Annotated in this window: 14 protein-coding genes; 10 read left to right on the top strand and 4 right to left on the bottom strand. The window is 33.8% G+C overall.

All coding sequences use genetic code 11. The annotated features are described in order from the left end of the window. The first annotated feature begins 1 nt into the window (after window position 1). From AVL50_RS29180 to AVL50_RS29155, 6 genes are all read left to right on the top strand, one after another. Window positions 2-991, top strand: coding sequence for a DUF4249 family protein (locus AVL50_RS29180; RefSeq protein WP_062621016.1), 990 nt, complete (start codon window positions 2-4; stop codon window positions 989-991). Between the two features lie 36 nt (window positions 992-1,027). Continuing rightward, window positions 1,028-2,914, top strand: a complete 1,887-nt coding sequence (locus AVL50_RS29175) for a GAF domain-containing protein (protein ID WP_062621014.1) — start codon at window positions 1,028-1,030, stop codon at window positions 2,912-2,914. 15 nt (window positions 2,915-2,929) lie between these two features. Next, complete coding sequence (locus tag AVL50_RS29170; RefSeq protein ID WP_062621012.1) at window positions 2,930-3,415, top strand: flavin reductase family protein; 486 nt, start codon at window positions 2,930-2,932, stop codon at window positions 3,413-3,415. 427 nt (window positions 3,416-3,842) lie between these two features. After that, window positions 3,843-4,763: an AraC family transcriptional regulator gene (locus AVL50_RS29165; RefSeq protein ID WP_062621094.1), complete on the top strand. Its 921-nt coding sequence runs from the start codon at window positions 3,843-3,845 to the stop codon at window positions 4,761-4,763. Window positions 4,764-5,075: 312 nt separating this feature from the next. Next, window positions 5,076-7,043 carry a (E)-4-hydroxy-3-methylbut-2-enyl-diphosphate synthase gene (gene ispG, locus AVL50_RS29160; RefSeq protein ID WP_062621010.1) on the top strand — a complete coding sequence of 656 codons (1,968 nt, stop codon included), beginning with the start codon at window positions 5,076-5,078 and terminating at the stop codon, window positions 7,041-7,043. Between the two features lie 250 nt (window positions 7,044-7,293). Beyond that, window positions 7,294-8,022 carry a DUF4184 family protein gene (locus tag AVL50_RS29155; protein ID WP_082796061.1) on the top strand — a complete coding sequence of 243 codons (729 nt, stop codon included), beginning with the start codon at window positions 7,294-7,296 and terminating at the stop codon, window positions 8,020-8,022. A 76-nt stretch (window positions 8,023-8,098) separates the two neighbouring features. Here AVL50_RS29155 and AVL50_RS29150 read toward each other — a convergent pair whose 3' ends face one another. The 4 genes from AVL50_RS29150 to AVL50_RS29135 form a co-directional block, all read right to left on the bottom strand. Continuing rightward, window positions 8,099-8,701 carry a DUF445 domain-containing protein gene (locus AVL50_RS29150; RefSeq protein WP_063850979.1) on the bottom strand — a complete coding sequence of 201 codons (603 nt, stop codon included), beginning with the start codon at window positions 8,699-8,701 and terminating at the stop codon, window positions 8,099-8,101. After that, window positions 8,701-9,288: a Maf family nucleotide pyrophosphatase gene (locus tag AVL50_RS29145; protein ID WP_062621003.1), complete on the bottom strand. Its 588-nt coding sequence runs from the start codon at window positions 9,286-9,288 to the stop codon at window positions 8,701-8,703. The genes AVL50_RS29150 and AVL50_RS29145 overlap by 1 nt, the downstream gene beginning before the upstream one ends. 77 nt (window positions 9,289-9,365) lie before the next feature. Continuing rightward, window positions 9,366-12,983 carry a caspase family protein gene (locus tag AVL50_RS29140; RefSeq protein ID WP_062621001.1) on the bottom strand — a complete coding sequence of 1,206 codons (3,618 nt, stop codon included), beginning with the start codon at window positions 12,981-12,983 and terminating at the stop codon, window positions 9,366-9,368. A 54-nt stretch (window positions 12,984-13,037) separates the two neighbouring features. Beyond that, entirely contained in the window at window positions 13,038-13,298 is a 261-nt protein-coding gene (locus AVL50_RS29135) for a DUF2061 domain-containing protein (protein WP_082796060.1), read from the bottom strand. A 229-nt stretch (window positions 13,299-13,527) separates the two neighbouring features. Between AVL50_RS29135 and AVL50_RS29130 the strand changes: the two genes are divergently transcribed. The 4 genes from AVL50_RS29130 to AVL50_RS29115 all read left to right on the top strand — a co-directional run bounded on the left by AVL50_RS29130 (window position 13,528) and on the right by AVL50_RS29115 (window position 17,383). After that, on the top strand, window positions 13,528-13,896 hold the full coding sequence (locus tag AVL50_RS29130) for a hypothetical protein (protein WP_062620999.1): 369 nt from the start codon (window positions 13,528-13,530) through the stop codon (window positions 13,894-13,896). Between the two features lie 30 nt (window positions 13,897-13,926). Continuing rightward, on the top strand, window positions 13,927-14,508 hold the full coding sequence (locus AVL50_RS29125) for a Pathogenesis-related transcriptional factor and ERF protein (RefSeq protein WP_062620996.1): 582 nt from the start codon (window positions 13,927-13,929) through the stop codon (window positions 14,506-14,508). Between the two features lie 282 nt (window positions 14,509-14,790). Continuing rightward, window positions 14,791-15,369, top strand: a complete 579-nt coding sequence (locus AVL50_RS29120; protein WP_062620994.1) for a DinB family protein — start codon at window positions 14,791-14,793, stop codon at window positions 15,367-15,369. Window positions 15,370-15,643: 274 nt separating this feature from the next. Then, the gene (locus tag AVL50_RS29115; RefSeq protein WP_062620992.1) at window positions 15,644-17,383 is read left to right on the top strand and encodes an ABC transporter ATP-binding protein; all 1,740 of its coding nucleotides are present in this window, start codon (window positions 15,644-15,646) and stop codon (window positions 17,381-17,383) included. Window positions 17,384-17,577 lie beyond the last annotated feature (194 nt).

The raw sequence follows: 17,577 nt of genomic DNA, 5'->3' as shown, positions 1-17,577 counted from the left end.
AATGAAAAACTATAAGATATATTTATTCGTATTCCTCGCTTTTCTTTCCTACTCCTGCGAAGATATCATTGATGTTGACCTCGCACAGGGAAGAGCCCAGATTGTTGTTGACGGTTTCCTCAATAACAAATTTGAAAAACAACGCATTAGACTTATTTCAACAAATGGTTATTTTGATCCGACTACTCCACCTCTTATTGAGAATGCTGACGTTAAAGTGACTGATCTGGTCAATAACAAGACAATGATATTTTCATACGAAAGTAATGGATATTATACATGGACGCCACAAACATTAGCAGATACGTTAATTGTTAGACAACGTCCTGCTGATTTTGACAGAGATGGCGATGGCCGATACGACAACTATTATAAGCTTGATGTAACCGTTAATTTCTTAGATAAAAACCTTGCTTTTGAAGCGTATACTTCTTTAGAAAGAGTACCACCTATTGATTCACTGATATTTAAAACATCAAGAGAATCTAATGTTGAAGAAGAGCTTATTTTTGGTGAAATTTGGGCCAAAGATTTTGCAGGACCTGCAGATTGCTATTGGATCAAAACTTATAAAAATGGTGACTTCCTAAATAAAAGCAATGAACTTTCTATCGCTTTTGACATCACTCCTGGCCGTAGTGAATTTGGTGATATCATTACAGAAGACACTTACTTTATTCCTCCTATCCGTAACAGTATCAATCCTAGCCGTACTGAAGAAGAAATAGAAAACAATGCTCCTTTATATGAAATAGGAGATTCTATCTATTGTGAAATCCACTCAATCACTGAAAATACATTTGATTTTTTAAGCCAATCAAGGCAACAGATGTCAAATGGAGGACTTTTTGCTAGACCTTTAGCAAATGTTCCAACCAATATTATCCCTCTGAACGAAGAAAGTGAGGGACAAGCTGTTGGTATTTTTTGTGGTTCAGCAATATCTTCCAAAGGATATCGTATTACTACACAACCTCCTTATGATGATTAATAAAAAGGTGGAGGTTTTTCGTTAAATTTTTTTGATATGTCAATAGAGCAAGAAGTAGATAAATTCACTCCTACCCGGGAAAGAGTTGAAAGTTATTATTACGAAAACTTTAAAAGATTAGACAGAGCGATGCAATACACCCTGATTGGGTCATTTATACTTGCAATAGGACTGTCATTTGAGTCGGGAAACTGGATTTTAGCGTTAGGACTAGCTACACTGAGCTCTATCGCTTACTTTTTATTACTGTATAGCTCTACAAATACATCATCAACAAGGTACATTTTAGCATTTACTTTCTTTTTATACCAAGTGCAATACCTTATGGTGTCACCTCAGACGCCTTATGGGCAGTTTGCCTTTTTTGGCATACTCGCACTGCTGGCACTCTATCAAAACGCCAATTTGCTTACCGTATATTTCATGCTGACAGTATTAATGTACGTTTCATTAGTGCTTTTGGGGTCAGACATGTGGCTCACGCATGTTTATCAAGAAAGTTTAACGACTAAATCTTTTAAAGGTATAGTCTCTATCCCGCTTGTTGCATTGAGTTTTTACATGGCTTGTGTATTTATTGCCAATCAATTAAAAAAGCAGAGTTTTAGAAATGCCCGTTATGCTATTTTCCTTGAAGATCAAATGCATATTGACGAAAACACTAAACTTGCACAAGACATTGAAAATGGCAAATTATATGAAGAATACAACATTCATGAGAATGATATTCTTGGAAACCTCTTGATCTCAATGCGTGACCAGGTCCGTATTCAAAAAGAAAATGTAGAAAATCAAGGTTGGATCGCTTCAGGTCTTTCTTCAATAAGTGAATTATTATTATCTGTAAAAGATATAAAAAGGCTGTCTACCAAAACACTCCGTGAGATTACTGAATATACACAATCCACTTTGGGTGCTTTTTACCTTTACAATGATGAAAAAGATTATCTAGAAATCACTGCCTGCTACAGTCAACATAGAAGGAAAAAAGTGGGTGATGTTTACCAAAAAGGCGAAGGTCAAGTTGGAGAGGTTTTCTTGAAAAATACACCTACGTTAATTTCTGATATTCCTAGCGACTACACTCCTATTCAGTCTGGATTAGGAGAAGCAATACCTAAAAATATCTTCCTCGTTCCTCTTGCGATTAAAAATGATGTAGTGGGTGTAATTGAACTGGGTTCTATAAGAGAATATAATGAACAAGAGAAAGCACTTCTCACGGAGATTGCTCCTTCTATTGCACTTACTATACGTACTATTCAATCTACTCTGAGAACAAATCAGCTATTGGATGAAGCACAAAAAACCAACGAAGAACTCAAGGAGAAAGAAGAAACACTCAAGGAGAATATGATGCTTCTGGAAGAGACCAAAAAGGAAATGGAGGTCAAGCAAGTGCAGTTAGAGGCACAGGAGGAAGAAAGTCTTCTTTTCTTTGAAAGAGCCATGGACGCTATGATTGCCTTTAATGAAGATGGAGAAATCTTAAAGCTCAATCCTGCCGCTTCTCATATCTTCCAGATTGGAATTGTTTCGGACGGACAGAATATCACTGAGTTATTAGGCAAAAGCTATGACAGAGCAATTAATAATAGAAGAACAATGAAACTGAAGCGTTCTTCTGGCGATGTCTTTACTGCTTTGATTTTTATTACTGAAATTAAAAATAACGAAGGTGTAAGGAGGATTGCTTATATACAGGATATTTCTGAACAAGATAAAAAAGAGAAAGAACTTCGAATTTTATTGGATAAAGCACAACTAAAGAACGAGCAATTAGTTATACAAGAGAAGACTATGAAAGAAAGCTTGAGTCTTATGATCAGCACAAAGGAAGAGCTTAACAATGCAAGGAAGAAAGTGGTTGAGCTTGAACTTGAAATTGGCCGTCTTCACCAACAAATAAAAAAGAATTCTTAGTATATATCTACTTACATGGACAAACAACTTTTTAAAGAGGCAATGCGACATCTAGCCGCTACTGTAAATGTCATTTCAACAGATGGGGAAGCAGGGAGAAATGGAATTACAGCAACAGCAGTCACATCTCTTTCAGACACCCCACCCAGCTTATTAGTATCTGTGAATAAAAATGGAGAATTCCATGATCAGGTCTTGAAAAACAAAAAATTCTCAGTACACATTCTCAGAGAAGACATGTCAGAAATTTCGAATTGTTTTGCCGGTTACAAAGGCTTGCAAGGTGAAGAAAAGTTTCAATTAGGTTCATGGGAATTTTCTGAAGAAAATAGAATTTTAGAGAACGCTTTGACCAACATAGAATGCGAACTTCAGGAAGCTTATGACGGCTTTACTCATAGCATTTTCATTGGGAGTATCACAAGCATAAAAAACACTGAAAATCAAAATGATAAGCCGTTATTATACAGTCAAGGGCAGTATACAACTATTCAAACTTAAATTTTGATTGTAAAAATATTGAGGTTGAATTAATGTTCTGCTCAAAAAATAATTAAAGCTCAATAATAATTGGGCTTTTTTTATACCCTCATTTTTATGCCCAAATAGGCAATATTAGATAAATATAATTTTAAGTATTTCTTTCAAAAAAGATAATTTTTATACAAATTTGCACAATATCAAGATTGATCTTAATTCATTAATTAAAAAAAAGATAAAAAAATGCTTGATTTTAAGATCCATTATTACTTTATTTAAGTATTGGAACTATATTATAACTATAAACTACATGGTTATCCTCCTATTATTACACAGAAAGTTGATTATAAGTAATAGAAAAAAATTGCACATTTTGTATAACTGATGTCGAAACCCATATGCCTAGGTAGGTAGTAGTTATTTCTCCTTTTTAATTACAATGACTATGATAGAAGATTACAACAAAATCATTGAATCGTTAAACATCAAGTTTATCCGTTCAAACAGTTTAAACGTTATCCGTTCTGTAAAAGTCTCTAACTTTTATGATGTTCAAAACACCCTTATCCAAGTTAAATCTGGTGATATCACTATCAACGAGAATGAAGTAGCTCATGCGGGTGACCTAGTTTTTATACCTGGAGGTAAATCGATTGAGATTGCTTTCGGTAACTCAAACACAACGGAAGTAACGAATGAGAGCTTTATCAACGATAGAGACTCCTACTTAAGAAAAATCAATGACGATGTCTCATTGCATACCATCCACACAAGCTTTACGTCAGTAACTTTTGATGCAAAGGCTTTTGATTCGGTAAATTTCTTCAATTCACTTGATATCCCTCCTTTTATCATTCCAAAACATGAGGAAATCAGTGAAGCGATTGAAAAAGTTTATAAAGAATCTTTAGGCGATAAGCCAGGTAGAGACAGAATCGCTACTAATATTACAGAATATGCTGTAATAGAAGTATTCAGACATGTGTTAGAAAAGAAATTGTTTGTGGAGCAGATTGCTACTAACAGCAATTACTTTAAAGATCCTCGATTGATTGATATTTTCAATTTCATCAAGGATAATATTTCAAGTGACCTTTCGAATAAAATCCTTGCGAACGTTGCGAATGTATCTGAGGATTACGTAGGGCAATACTTTAAAATGCTGACGGGTATCAACCCTCAAGATTATATCGAATACCAAAGAATGGAAAAAGCAGTTGAATTGCTTCGTACATCAAGAAAGAGTATCCGTGCTATCGGATCTGAAGTAGGCTATAAAGACACTGCATATTTCTGTAGACGTTTCAAAATGATGTTTGGTATTCCTGCAGGAAAAATGAGAAGAAGAGATTCATTAATGAATGTATAATCTCTCTTTAAAAATATATGCTATCAGGCGGAGGCTCTTATTAGGAGCCTCTTTTTTTTGACCAAATATCCCTACAATATAAACAAAACATTAAGATTTTGGTTATTGGTAACATAAGTAGAAAGACAATAGAACTGTGAACAAAATCGTTTTATTTTTGATTTTTAAACTCCAATAGCTGAAAAAAAAGAAATTTCTCTTCACTTGGCTTTTAGGAATCAACGATAAATTATTTTTGACTTAATACTTATAACATTTATTCTATTCCCAATCTAAATTTTATCTGTATTTTTGTCGCAAACAAGCATTTCAATGAAAAAAGAAGATATTCAAACATATAACTACTGCGACAATATTAACGCATATCAGAGAAGGCAAACCGTAACCGTTAATATTGGAGGAGTTCCTATGGGAGGAGACAACCCTATACGAATTCAATCTATGACCACTGTAGACACAATGGATACAGAAGGCTCCATAGAGGAAATAATAAGAATGGTTGAATCAGGTTGTGAGTATGTAAGAATCACTGCTCCTAGTAAAAAGGAAGCTGAAAACCTTCAAAATATTAAAGATGGATTAAGAGCTAGAGGCTTTAATGTCCCTTTAGTAGCTGATATACATTTTACTCCAAACGCAGCAGAAGTAGCCGCTAAAATCGTTGAAAAAGTAAGAATCAATCCTGGTAATTATGCCGATAAGAAAAAATTTGATTTTATTGAATACGATGATGCTACGTATCAAGCAGAGCTAGATAGAATCAGAGAAAAATTTATTCCTTTAGTTGAAATCTGTAAAGAATACGGAACAGCAATGAGAATTGGTACAAACCATGGCTCTTTGTCTGACCGTATCTTAAGCCGTTATGGAGACACACCTCTTGGAATGGTTGAATCTGCTTTGGAATTCCTTAGAATTTGCGATGAATTAGACTATCATGAAATTGTACTTTCTATGAAAGCAAGTAACACTCAAGTGATGGTACAGGCATACAGACTATTAGTTCAGAAAATGGATGAAGAGGGGCTTAAGCCTTACCCTCTGCATTTAGGTGTTACAGAAGCTGGTGATGGTGAAGATGGCAGGGTAAAATCTGCTGTTGGGATTGGAACACTTTTAGAAGATGGCTTAGGGGATACAGTACGTGTTTCTTTAACTGAGGCACCAGAAGCAGAAGCTCCTGTTGCTGAAGCCTTGATCAAGAGATATGATAACAGAAGAGAAGAAAGTAATGTCATTCCAACCTCAATTACTTCATCTCCTAAAAACCCTTTTAAATATGAAAGAAGGTCAACTGCAGAAGTAGCCACTTTTGGTGATCACAATGTACCAAGAGTAATTGCTAACTTTGCTCCGGTGGATGAAATCACTATGAAAAGTTTAAAAGTCATTGGTCACCATTATTTACCTGCTACAGACAAGTGGGCTATGAGTGATCATGGTGCTGATTATATCTATACAGGTACTAAGCCTCTTCCTTTTATGGCTCCAAATGGATTGAAAAATATTGTTGACGCTTCAATCTGGAACAAAGAAGATGACACCTACCCTCTTTTTGAGTTATCTGAATACATTGATAGTAGCAACAACTTACACCAAGATCTTAATTTTGTAAGGACTACTTTAAAGGAGCTTGATGAATCCATCATCGCTACTTTAAAAAATGCATCTAATGTGGTACTTATGATTCATACTGAAAATGCTCATGCGATGCCAGAATTAAGAGCTTTACTGTATAAGTTGTATAGCAATGATGTAAAAACACCTGTGATCATTGAAAGAAACTACACAGATCTCACAGATGATCAGTTACAACTTTATAGTTCTACAGACATTGGTGGTTTATTGATTGATGGTCTAGGTGATGGTGTGATGTTGAGCACTGATAACAGTTTAGAATCCATTGAATTCTGTAATCGCTTATCATTCGGCATTTTACAAGCAGCACGAACAAGAATGACAAAAACGGAGTATATTTCATGTCCTTCATGCGGTCGTACTTTGTTTGACTTACAGGAAACAACGGCTATGATTCGTCAGAGAACGGATCACTTAAAAGGTGTCAAAATTGGAATCATGGGTTGTATTGTTAATGGACCTGGTGAAATGGCTGATGCTGATTATGGTTATGTTGGATCAGGTAAGGGTAAAATTACATTATACAGAGGTCAGGAGGTTGTGAAACGATCTGTTCCTGAAGAAAATGCAGTAGATGAATTAATCAAACTTATTGATGAAGACGGTAATTGGTTTGCTCCTTCGGAAGAAGTTGTTCAATAATAAATAATAGTATTGTAAAGGAGGGTTAGGTGAAAGCTTAACCCTTTTTTATTAATACTATATTCCATTATTCGAATTGTGTACACAGAATATGAATCAGAATTAATTATTATCTATTTTCGACTTAGCACCTAAAGAAAAATAGAAATAAAGTAATTTTATTACATCAATATAACCGGATTATTTATTTGACGGTATGTTATATGTATTCATCTTTATATATTAAAATACACAAAACCTGCTTAAACCTATGCCCATAACATTTGCTCACCCAAGTGCTGTATTACCACTTTTTAGATATTCGCATTATTTGTCAGTATCTGCATTAATCATTGGAAGTGTTATTCCTGATTTTGAACATTATCTTCAACTTCAACAAAGTGTAAAATTAGGCCATACGATATTAGGGATTTTTGTCTTCAATTTACCTGTAGGTATTTTAGTTTATTACATCAATAAAAGGCTTTTTAAACCTGTCTTAAGAAGAGTGACACCTATACGATTTAAAAGACAGCAACCCCGTACTCAATATTCATTTTTTCAAATTTCCCTATCTATTTTCATTGGGGTTATCACTCACTTCCTATTGGACGCAATCACTGGAGAAGAAGGATTTTTCGTCAAAGATCTACCTTACCTTATGGATGACGTTAATGTCACCCCTAATTTTAAAATGAACATTCATAATATTATTTGGGTCAGTATTTCATTATTCGGTACAATTCAATGCATTTGGTTAGGGATTACCGCCTTTGATTTAAATAACAGCCTTGTAAAAGTAAAATTTACAGAATGGTTTCCTGCTTTTTGGGTAGAGTTAATTATTGTTCTTTTCTTAGTAATTTTTATTAGAAACTTAATTCTACCAAAGCCTTTGATACTTTGGGATTGGGGCATTGCTATCGGCGGTGCGTTTTTCTACGCTCTAACCTTTACATGTTTCAGATGGCGTTATTTTTTGAAAATGATCAGGAAATAAAAGTTGCCTAATAAAATGAAAGGATTGAGCAAAGTAACCCAATCCTTTCTGAAAGTTATAAATGAGGAATGATCAATTAAGCTAGCATTAATATTCCTACTTGAATTAAACCAATAAAGAAACCTAAAACAGCACCCATTATTTCAATAAAAGTGAGTTCTTGCTTAATTACTGACATTAATAAATCTTCAAATTTTGCATCGGAGAAGTCCATTACTTTCTCATAGACCACTTGTTCAATACTTATGCCTGAGATATTACTTCCAATATCATCTAAAAGTTTGGGGACCATTTCCTTCACAGAATTCTCCATCCCTGTTCTGATCTGTTGGATAATAGCATCACCTCCAAACATCTGTAACATTGGACCAAATTGAGTTGCTTTTTCATCTACAAACTCATTTACCCTCACCATAATGGCCTTAAAAAGCTTCTCTTTATTTTCCTCCGTCTTCAATTTATCTAAGATCATATCAGGGGTAAAAAGATCTTTCTCCACAATAATCCCTAATCTTCTTGCTAAAGTCTTCTTTCTTCTAGGAAAAACTCCGTGCAATGTAAAAAACAGTACTTTAATTGGCTTTCTTGGATGAAAAAGCATCTTAATCGCCACATAGTTAGTAATCCACCCAATTCCAGCAGAGATCACCGGAAACATCCACATTAAATATGAATTCATTAATTATCTTCTTTTAGTATTTGATTTAATTTTTGATATAAAATAGCTGTTGGCAACCCCATGACTGTAAAATATGATCCCTCAATTTTTTCAATCATTGTCATGCCAATCCATTCTTGGATACCATAGGCTCCTGCTTTGTCAAAAGGTTTTTTTTCATCAATATAATAATTCAAAACCTCATCACTCATTGGAAGAAAAGTCACTAAGGTTTCATCTGTGAATGAAATTACTTTTGAATGCGTTTTTATACATACAGCAGAATAAACGGTATGAGATTTCCCTGACAAACCTTGTAACATTGCTTTTGCCTCATCAAAGTCTTTTGGTTTACCTAATACATCTTTTTGGTTTACCACCACAGTATCGGAGAAAATCGCAATTTCATTTTCATTTAAATCATCAAATGCCACTGCCTTTTGGTTAGCAATATATTCTGCTACCTCTTGAGAAGGGAGGCTTTCTGGATAGGACTCATCTACCTCTCTGACTTTTATTTCAAAGGGGATGTCCATATCTTTTAAAAGCGAGGCTCTTCTAGGACTTTTTGAAGCCAAAATTATTTTTTTACCTTTTAAATCTATCATCAGGTATTATTTCTCTTTGTTGTTCAGTTTTTCAAAACTCAAAAGTAATAAATTTGATCCTTTTAAAGACTTTCCTATTAGAGATCCTTAAAAAAGTTTAGAATATCAATTATACATTCTTCAATCAAAGACTCTTTTTCTTTTGCTAGATATACTTTGTGGTATTTTTCACTTTTACCTTCCACTATTTTCATTGTCAAGGAAATAGAATCATTGACAACAGAATATCTTCCTTTGACTTGATATACATCTACGCCTTTTGCAAATGGAGAAAAAGTAAAATAATTATAACCGCTATTTAGCCCTTCCGATAATCTTAAGAGCCTTTCATCAATAGCTTTTGACAAACCTTCATGGTCCACCCAAGAACTATCTTCTTCAATATCACTAGAAGAAATACGCGATAAAGCAGTTGAAATATCTATACCATTTTTTACTTCATCTGTTACTCTACCAATATCAAAACTATCTCCTCCTTCTGGAATTCTCATTTCAGGCTGTTGAGATGCTCCAAACCTTTCTGCTAACCTCGGCACCTCATCGACGGCATTTCCAAACATCATTTGAACATCCAAAAACTCCCCTTTTCTCAATGTTCCTCTTTTCAGGTAATCCAAAATAGCATATGTCAACAATCCCTGCCCATACATTGTAGATTCATAACTTACTTTATCTGCTGCTGAACCTGCTAAAAGATACATCCCAGACCTTGACCTCACTCTTTCTAATGCTCTCAATCGAACTGACTCATCATCTACATTACGCATAGCAATTATTGTTTCGGCAAATTTCCCTGCATTACAAGCATCCATGATAAATACTTGGCGGGTAATAGGAATTTTCTTCATCCAATCCAGCCATTCTTTACCTGCAATAGTATAATTATCTCTAATTGACGTATCTTTCAGATCTGCAGTCATCATATCTTTTGTGAGATAATAAAAATCTTCATCTCCATTTTGCTCCTGCACTGCCATGCCATGCCCTGCTAAAAAGACAAATAATACATCTGATGGATTGGCTAAAACCTGAAGGCTATCAAAACTTCTTTTAATATTTTCTTTAGAAGGCTGATAAAGGGGATTCTCTGAACTTGTTGAGAAGAGATCTACCTTCACACGATGTTCTCCAAATAATTCTTCTGCTGACTCTTGAATAGATGAAGCAATCTTCTCTGCATCACTTGCCGCATATTTCAGGTCTAATGTATTTCCCCTATAATCAGAAACACCTATTACAATTCCATAGAATGAAGGGATCTCTTTTTGCGTATTTTTTGACTTATGTTTAATTGTAAGTCCTCTTCCAGATAAGGTACCCTGTTTGTTCTCCACCTTTATTGTGATCTGATTTAATGCATCACCACTTTGAAAAAGATAGCTTAACTTTTCCATAGGGACAGCATACTTAACAGTCTGCTGTTTTTGTTTTAGGATATTAAGGTTAAGGTGGTTAACATCTATAGCCACTTTATAAGGAGAAGCATCATCCAATACTTCTTTATTATTGACTAACACCGATACCTTCCCTATGCCACCACCTCTATCGAAAACCTCTATATAAAGCTTATTATTTTTAGTATAAGAGTTTGCTTCAGGGAATAAAGAAACGGTACTTAAAAGTGGCACTTCACGGAGAGGTTGTCCGTTGAAAAGCTTGGTCCCTAAACCAGGCTCCCAATACATACCTTGCAACTGCCCCAAATCAATGGTTTCATTATCTACTACATAATAAAGATTATTCATGTTCGCTTCAGAAGCATCGAATAACCCTGAAAAATGTTCCACAACCCAACCTACATCTCCATCAGAAAGCACTGCTCCGTATTTGTATGGAGATTCTAAATCCCAAATTCCTACCGCAAAGTCATTTGACAGTGTAACAAAAACTTGTTTACCTGGAAAATCAAACAACTCAATAATATCTCCATTACTTTGCACATAGTTGAAAACCTCATTTTTTAAGTCGCTTGAAAAAGATTGTAACTGTCCACTTTCCTCTGCGACCAATATATATTTACCATCGTAAGTAAACGTACTGCTCTTAACAGGGTGCTCAACCATTCTTTCCTGAAGAATTTCACCTTCAGAAAGACTATATAAAGAGAGCTTATTTTTACCTCCTATTAATATCGATTGACCATCAAGACTGAAAGCCAATGAATTAATAAGCCAGTCGCTTACTCTTATTTTCTTTAAGAGCTTAAAGTTATTTCTTACATCTAGAATATGAACGGTTCGATTACTTAAGCTTAAGGCTACTTTTGTACCATCCAAAGAAATATCAAGAGCGGTGATATTATTGAAAGAACTGAATATCTTTCTAGCCTCTTCAAGGTGATTGAGATTTTGTAGTATCAGATCTCCCCCATTGTTAGCTAATATAGCCAAAGTGTCAACAGGGTGAAGCTTTGCAATTGTTATGGGATAATTAAAGTTTTTAGAGAACTTAAGTTTATAATTATTTTTATGATCCCAAACTTTAAATGTACTATCTATGGACGTCGTGACCAATTCACCTCTTCTGTTGAAGAAAATAGAAGAAACACATTGATGATGAGCCTTCCATTTTTTTAAATCCCCCCTGCTCCCTGACTCCCAGAGCCTTACATACCCACTTTCAGAGGATACCGCAATAGCATTAGAAGCTAATGACGCTGAAAAACCAATAGCTTTATCCAATATTGGTTTCCAAGCTGCTTTTAACCGAGAACCTTTGATCTCCCAGAGTGCTATTTCTCCATTTTTATAGGCCACAACAGCAAGTTCTCCTTTTCTATTAAAAGCATTCGTTACTATTTCACGCTCTTCAAAAGTAGAAATTAGCACTAATTTATCATTCTCAAGACTATAGTAGTAAGCGTGATTACCATGTGAAGTAACAATTAGCCTATCAATAGAATGTGAGTAAGTAATCGACCTTACAGCATTGTTATCCGGTAAACGAATAGGCTCCGAAACGGCGTCTGTTTGTTGGTTCCAAACCCTTAAAGTACCATCGTAGCCACCCGAAACAATTACTTTTTTACTATTGATATAAATAAGGTCTGTTACCCAATCATCATGAAGGCTTTTGGAATACTTAAGTTTTTTCTGAGTCGTATTCCAGATCTCTACTTCCCCATTATATTTACCAAAAGCAACCCAAGAATTGGATTTTGGTTTTGTAATAAAACAAGAAATACCACCTGTCATTTCATGAGCCCAACTCCTTAAATCTTGCTCATTTTCTTGCCAATTCCAATGGTATATATTCCCTTGTGAATCAATAAAAACTACAATATTTTTTAGAAATTTAACTTCAATAACAGGATCGTCAAGATCTTCTACTTCAGCCAAAAGAGCTCCGGTTTTGGTTTGCCAAACTTTGACTTTATGATCAGCTCCACAAGTGGCTATAAACTTTTTATCAAAAGATAAAGCAATATCAGTAATTTCAATTTCATGAGCATTGATTGTCCTCAGTAGTCTTTCCTGCTCTATATCCCACAGTTTTACCTTTTTATCTTTTCCAGCAGATATAACCAAAGAAGCATCTTTGCTAATATCTAAAGCTGTCACTTCTCCAAGATGTCCTTGAGAAAAGGTAAGTGTAATGTTAGAAGTTTGGGGAAATAAAAAAATTGGGAAACAAAAAAGAAGGTTCAATAAAATTATCAACCTTCTTTTTTGTATATGATTTTCAATGAAGTACATATCACATTGTTTAATTTACAATGTAAATATAACCATCAAATTAATTTCAAAATATTATTTAGTGAATTTTTCCCATGCTCTTTCATGGAAATAATAAAGTACCATCTTAGAAAATACTTCAAATGAACCAATTGAGACAGCCATTGTTATTTCACCTGTAACAAAATAAGAAATTACCATAGTATCAACCGTTCCTACAGCTCTCCATGAAACTGATTTAGCAACGCTCACCCATTTAGGCTGTTTATTACTCTTGTCTTTCACAGCCTGATCGCTTTCTTCGATCTTTCTCTCTAAAACTTTATCTACAAGCATTAAGTTATTAGTTTATTTTTTTGAGTAAAAATCTTTACTCTAGTGGATTAGTAGGCAATTATATAAATAAGTTTACAAAATTCAAAAAATCACGTTATATTTTACGTAAAATTATGTTTTTATAAAATAAACCTAGATAAAATTGTATAATTCATTGCATTTGATTTAATTAACATTTAATTGAATATAGCTACCAATTAGCGTCGATACTAATATACTTAACAAACTAATGAGAAAAAGGAAAAACTATCCTGGAGAACAGCGTGAAGTAGGAACGAAAGACTACAGCTTAATCCTGGGTAACTTGATGAATTACCGCAATCAACTAATGAGAGAAAATGATGAACAGAGAATGGGATTTATTTTTTCTAAGATAGCTGAAAAATTAAAAGAACTTGGATGTTTACGTGCCTCAAATACCGTGAAAAATAGAGTTGGACGTCGAAAACTAGGTCTTTATCAAGACATTACTCAAAAGAAAAAAGAAGAAGTAATTGAGATAACGAACAAGTACTGGCATGAGGCTAAGGAAAGACATGAAGCTGCTAAAGAAAAGAACAAAAAAGCTGCTAAGAAAAGTTCAACTGTGACAATTTAATTATTTTTTAAATATCTCTCCTCATCTATCATGCTTGTCAAATTACAACTAAAAAACTCTCCAAATCAGGTGATCGTTGATGATCATGTATATGAATTTTTAAGAGACAATCCGTACTACAAGAGCCTAGACTTTATCTACAACCTCAGGGAGCATTCTTCAGGAAGAGCAGTTTTCCAAAAATCTTGGAAACAGAGTGATGGTAAATACAAAACAGAAACTATTTATCTTCATAAACTTATTGCTGAAAAATATTTAGATGAAAGTTCAAAGGGAGATTACACTTTAATCAGAATTATTAATGGTAATAAGTTAGATTGTCGGATCAAGAACCTTACCTATTCAAACCGATCAATTATTAAAAGAAACACACCTTCTAAACATAATAAGACCGGTTATATTGGAGTAGTAAAAGACAAGTATAGCTACAGAGCAGTTATTTATAAGGACAGAAAACCAATTTCTTTAGGCACTTATAAAACACCTCAAGAAGCTGCACTTGCTTATAATAAGAAGTCAATTGAATTGTTTGGTAAGACAAGAAACCTCAATAAAATTAAGGACATTGAGGAAATTACTCCTGATGTCCCTAACAGGGAAAGTCTTGATTAAAATTCACCAACTTTTTTTACAACTTTATCGCTAATATTAAGTGATTACTGCATTTTTTTAATTTGCTTTATCGAAGATATTAACTAAAACAACTACCTCTTTCATATGTTAAATGGAATTTGATTTTCTATTATATGAAAGAGGTAGTTTTTTATGTCTAAAATTTCCCAATACAAAATCATCATTATTTACAACCATATTTAAGTGATTTCAAAATCTTGATTGAAATCAAGATTTTGAAAATTAAAGGGTGGCATATTTGTTTAAATTAAATACTTAAACATGAAAATTGATCAAAAACAATTCCTTCGCTCCCTTCTTCAGAATCTTCAAGAAGAATTAACTCAAACTCAAGACCTGGAAAAGCTTCCTATAGACACATTGCAGTTTCGTAAAAATGAAAAGGCTTGGAATATTCTTGAATGCCTTTATCATTTAAATCTCTATGGTGAATTTTATATTCCTCACTTCCTTAGGCTACTAACAAAAGCACAACCTAAAAAAAGAGATGTTTACAGAAGTGGGTGGCTAGGTAATTACTTTGCTAATAGTATGAAACCTACAGCTCAGAAAGTAAAAAATAAAATGCCCTCTCCTAAGGACAAAAACCCATTAGGTTTACCCTTAGAAAAAGATATCATTTCAACAAGAATCAAACAGCTTAATGAGCTTATTGAAGTGGTCAATAAGGCTCAGGAAAAAGATTTAGAGAAAAAAAGGTGTCCCATAACAATTTCAAAATTTATTACACTACAGTTGGGTGACACGATACATTTCATCATTAATCATGAAGAAAGACATATGCTACAAGTGAAGAAAATATTGATTTATAAAGAAGAGTTAGAACAATTAAATTCTTAATAAATTATGTAATTTCTGATAGAAAATCATTGAATAGTAGGATAATAAGAAAACACTGAACCTTTTAAAGATTCTACTTTCGTTACACAGGGTTAGAAATTTTTTTTTGGTACTTTTAGAATAAGCAGAATTTATTAACCCATTAATGACATTTACACCCAAGTACTAACTGTAATTTAATCACTATCAGGTCTATACATATAAAATGTATAGATCTTTTTTTTGTCCAATTTTTGATGTAGTATTATGTAAAGAATATCTTACGTTACTTAATATGGCAAAACAAAGAATTTCACTTCAGAAAGTTTTCAAAGAAATCATATGGCCTAGAAGAAAATATCTTCTTATTGGCTTATTACTAATTATTGTCAATCGTTTAAGTGGACTTGTATTACCTGGTGCAAGTAAGTACTTGATGGATGATGTGATTGTCAATGAAGATTACGAAAAATTGAAACTATTAGTCTCTGTTGTTATTTCTTCCATCTTCATCCAAGCCTTCAGTAGTTTTATGCTCACAAAGGTACTAAGTATTGAAGCACAGCGCCTTATTTCGGAATTGAGAGCCAAGGTTCAAAAACACATTATATCTTTACCTATCTCCTTCTTTGACAACACTAAGTCAGGTGTACTGGTCTCCAGAATAATGAGTGATGTGGAAGGCGTTAGAAATTTAGTAGGTACAGGATTGGTACAGTTAATTGGTGGGACTATTACAGCTGTTATTTCAACTATTTTATTGGTAAAAATTAGTCTATCAATGACTTTGTTTGTACTTATTCCGGTTTCTATTTTTGGAGTAGTATCTATGAAGGCTTTCAAATCTATCCGACCTATTTTCAGGAAAAGAGGACAGATTAAAGCAGAGGTTACAGGTCGACTTACTGAATCTTTGAATGGCGTTAGGGTAATCAAAGGGTTTAATGCTGAGAGTGAGGAAAATCGAATTTTTGAGGACGGTGTCATCCGTTTATTCAATAACATAAAAAAGAGTATGACAGCCACAGCTATTATGACCAGTTCTAGTGCTTTTCTTTTGGGATTGGCCTCCACTGGAATTATGGGTATTGGTGGCTATAAGATCATGCAAGGAGAATTGACTGTGGGTGATTTCCTTTCTTTCACATTGTATCTTGGTTTTATGGTTGCTCCAATTGTACAAATGAGTAACATAGGCAGTCAACTTACAGAAGCTTTTGCAGGGTTAGATCGAACAGAAGAAATTATGAATCAAGCTGGCGAACAAGATGATCCTTTAAGAGTGGAAGTTGTTCCTCAAGAAATCAATGGGGATATCAAGTTTGAAAATGTTTCTTTTGAATACGAAGAAAACAAGGAGGTTTTACATAATATAAGTTTCAACGCCAAAGCAGGAAGTATTACGGCACTTGTTGGTTCATCGGGATCAGGAAAAACAACTATAGCAAGTTTGGCTGCTTCCTTTTTGAATCCAACCAAAGGAACTATTTTTCTTGATAAACAAGATCTCAGAACCGTCTATCTTCCCTCTTTCAGACAGCATCTTGGAGTTGTACTTCAAGATGATTTCCTTTTTGAAGGAAGTATAAGAGAAAACATCCTATTTTCAAACCCAGAAGCTTCAGAAGATGAATTACAAAATGCAATAAAAAGTGCGTATGTTGATGAATTTACGGACAGATTTGATGATGGACTTCTAACAATAATAGGAGAAAGAGGAGTGAAATTATCAGGTGGCCAACGACAAAGAATTGCAATTGCTAGAGCTATAATTGCCGACCCTCAAATCATCATTTTAGATGAAGCAACCTCAAATTTGGACACTGAAAGTGAAGCTTTAATTCAAGAATCATTGGCAAAATTAATGCAAGGAAGAACTACTATTGTCATTGCACATCGCTTAAGCACCATACAACAGGCTGATCAGATACTAGTAATGGACAAAGGTGAAATTATTGAAACAGGTACACACAATGAGCTACTAGATAAGCAAGGAAGGTACTATCAACTATATAAATATCAGGCAAGAATATAATTTAAAAAAAATAACAATTGTTTTAGTATAAACATTTTTCATTATACGCTTTGTTATTAATGTTTTTGATTAGTTTCATAATTCAATTTCATTTTTATCCAAATATGAAACGATGATTGTTAGCATTGTTCTAGAGAAAGTGTACAGACTATTATTGTATTAAAATCAGATACTATATTAATTCAACAGATAAT

Origin of the sequence: Flammeovirga sp. SJP92 (assembly GCF_001583495.1) — a bacterium.
Lineage (GTDB): Bacteria > Bacteroidota > Bacteroidia > Cytophagales > Flammeovirgaceae > Flammeovirga.
This window is presented reverse-complemented; position numbering and strand designations above follow the sequence as displayed.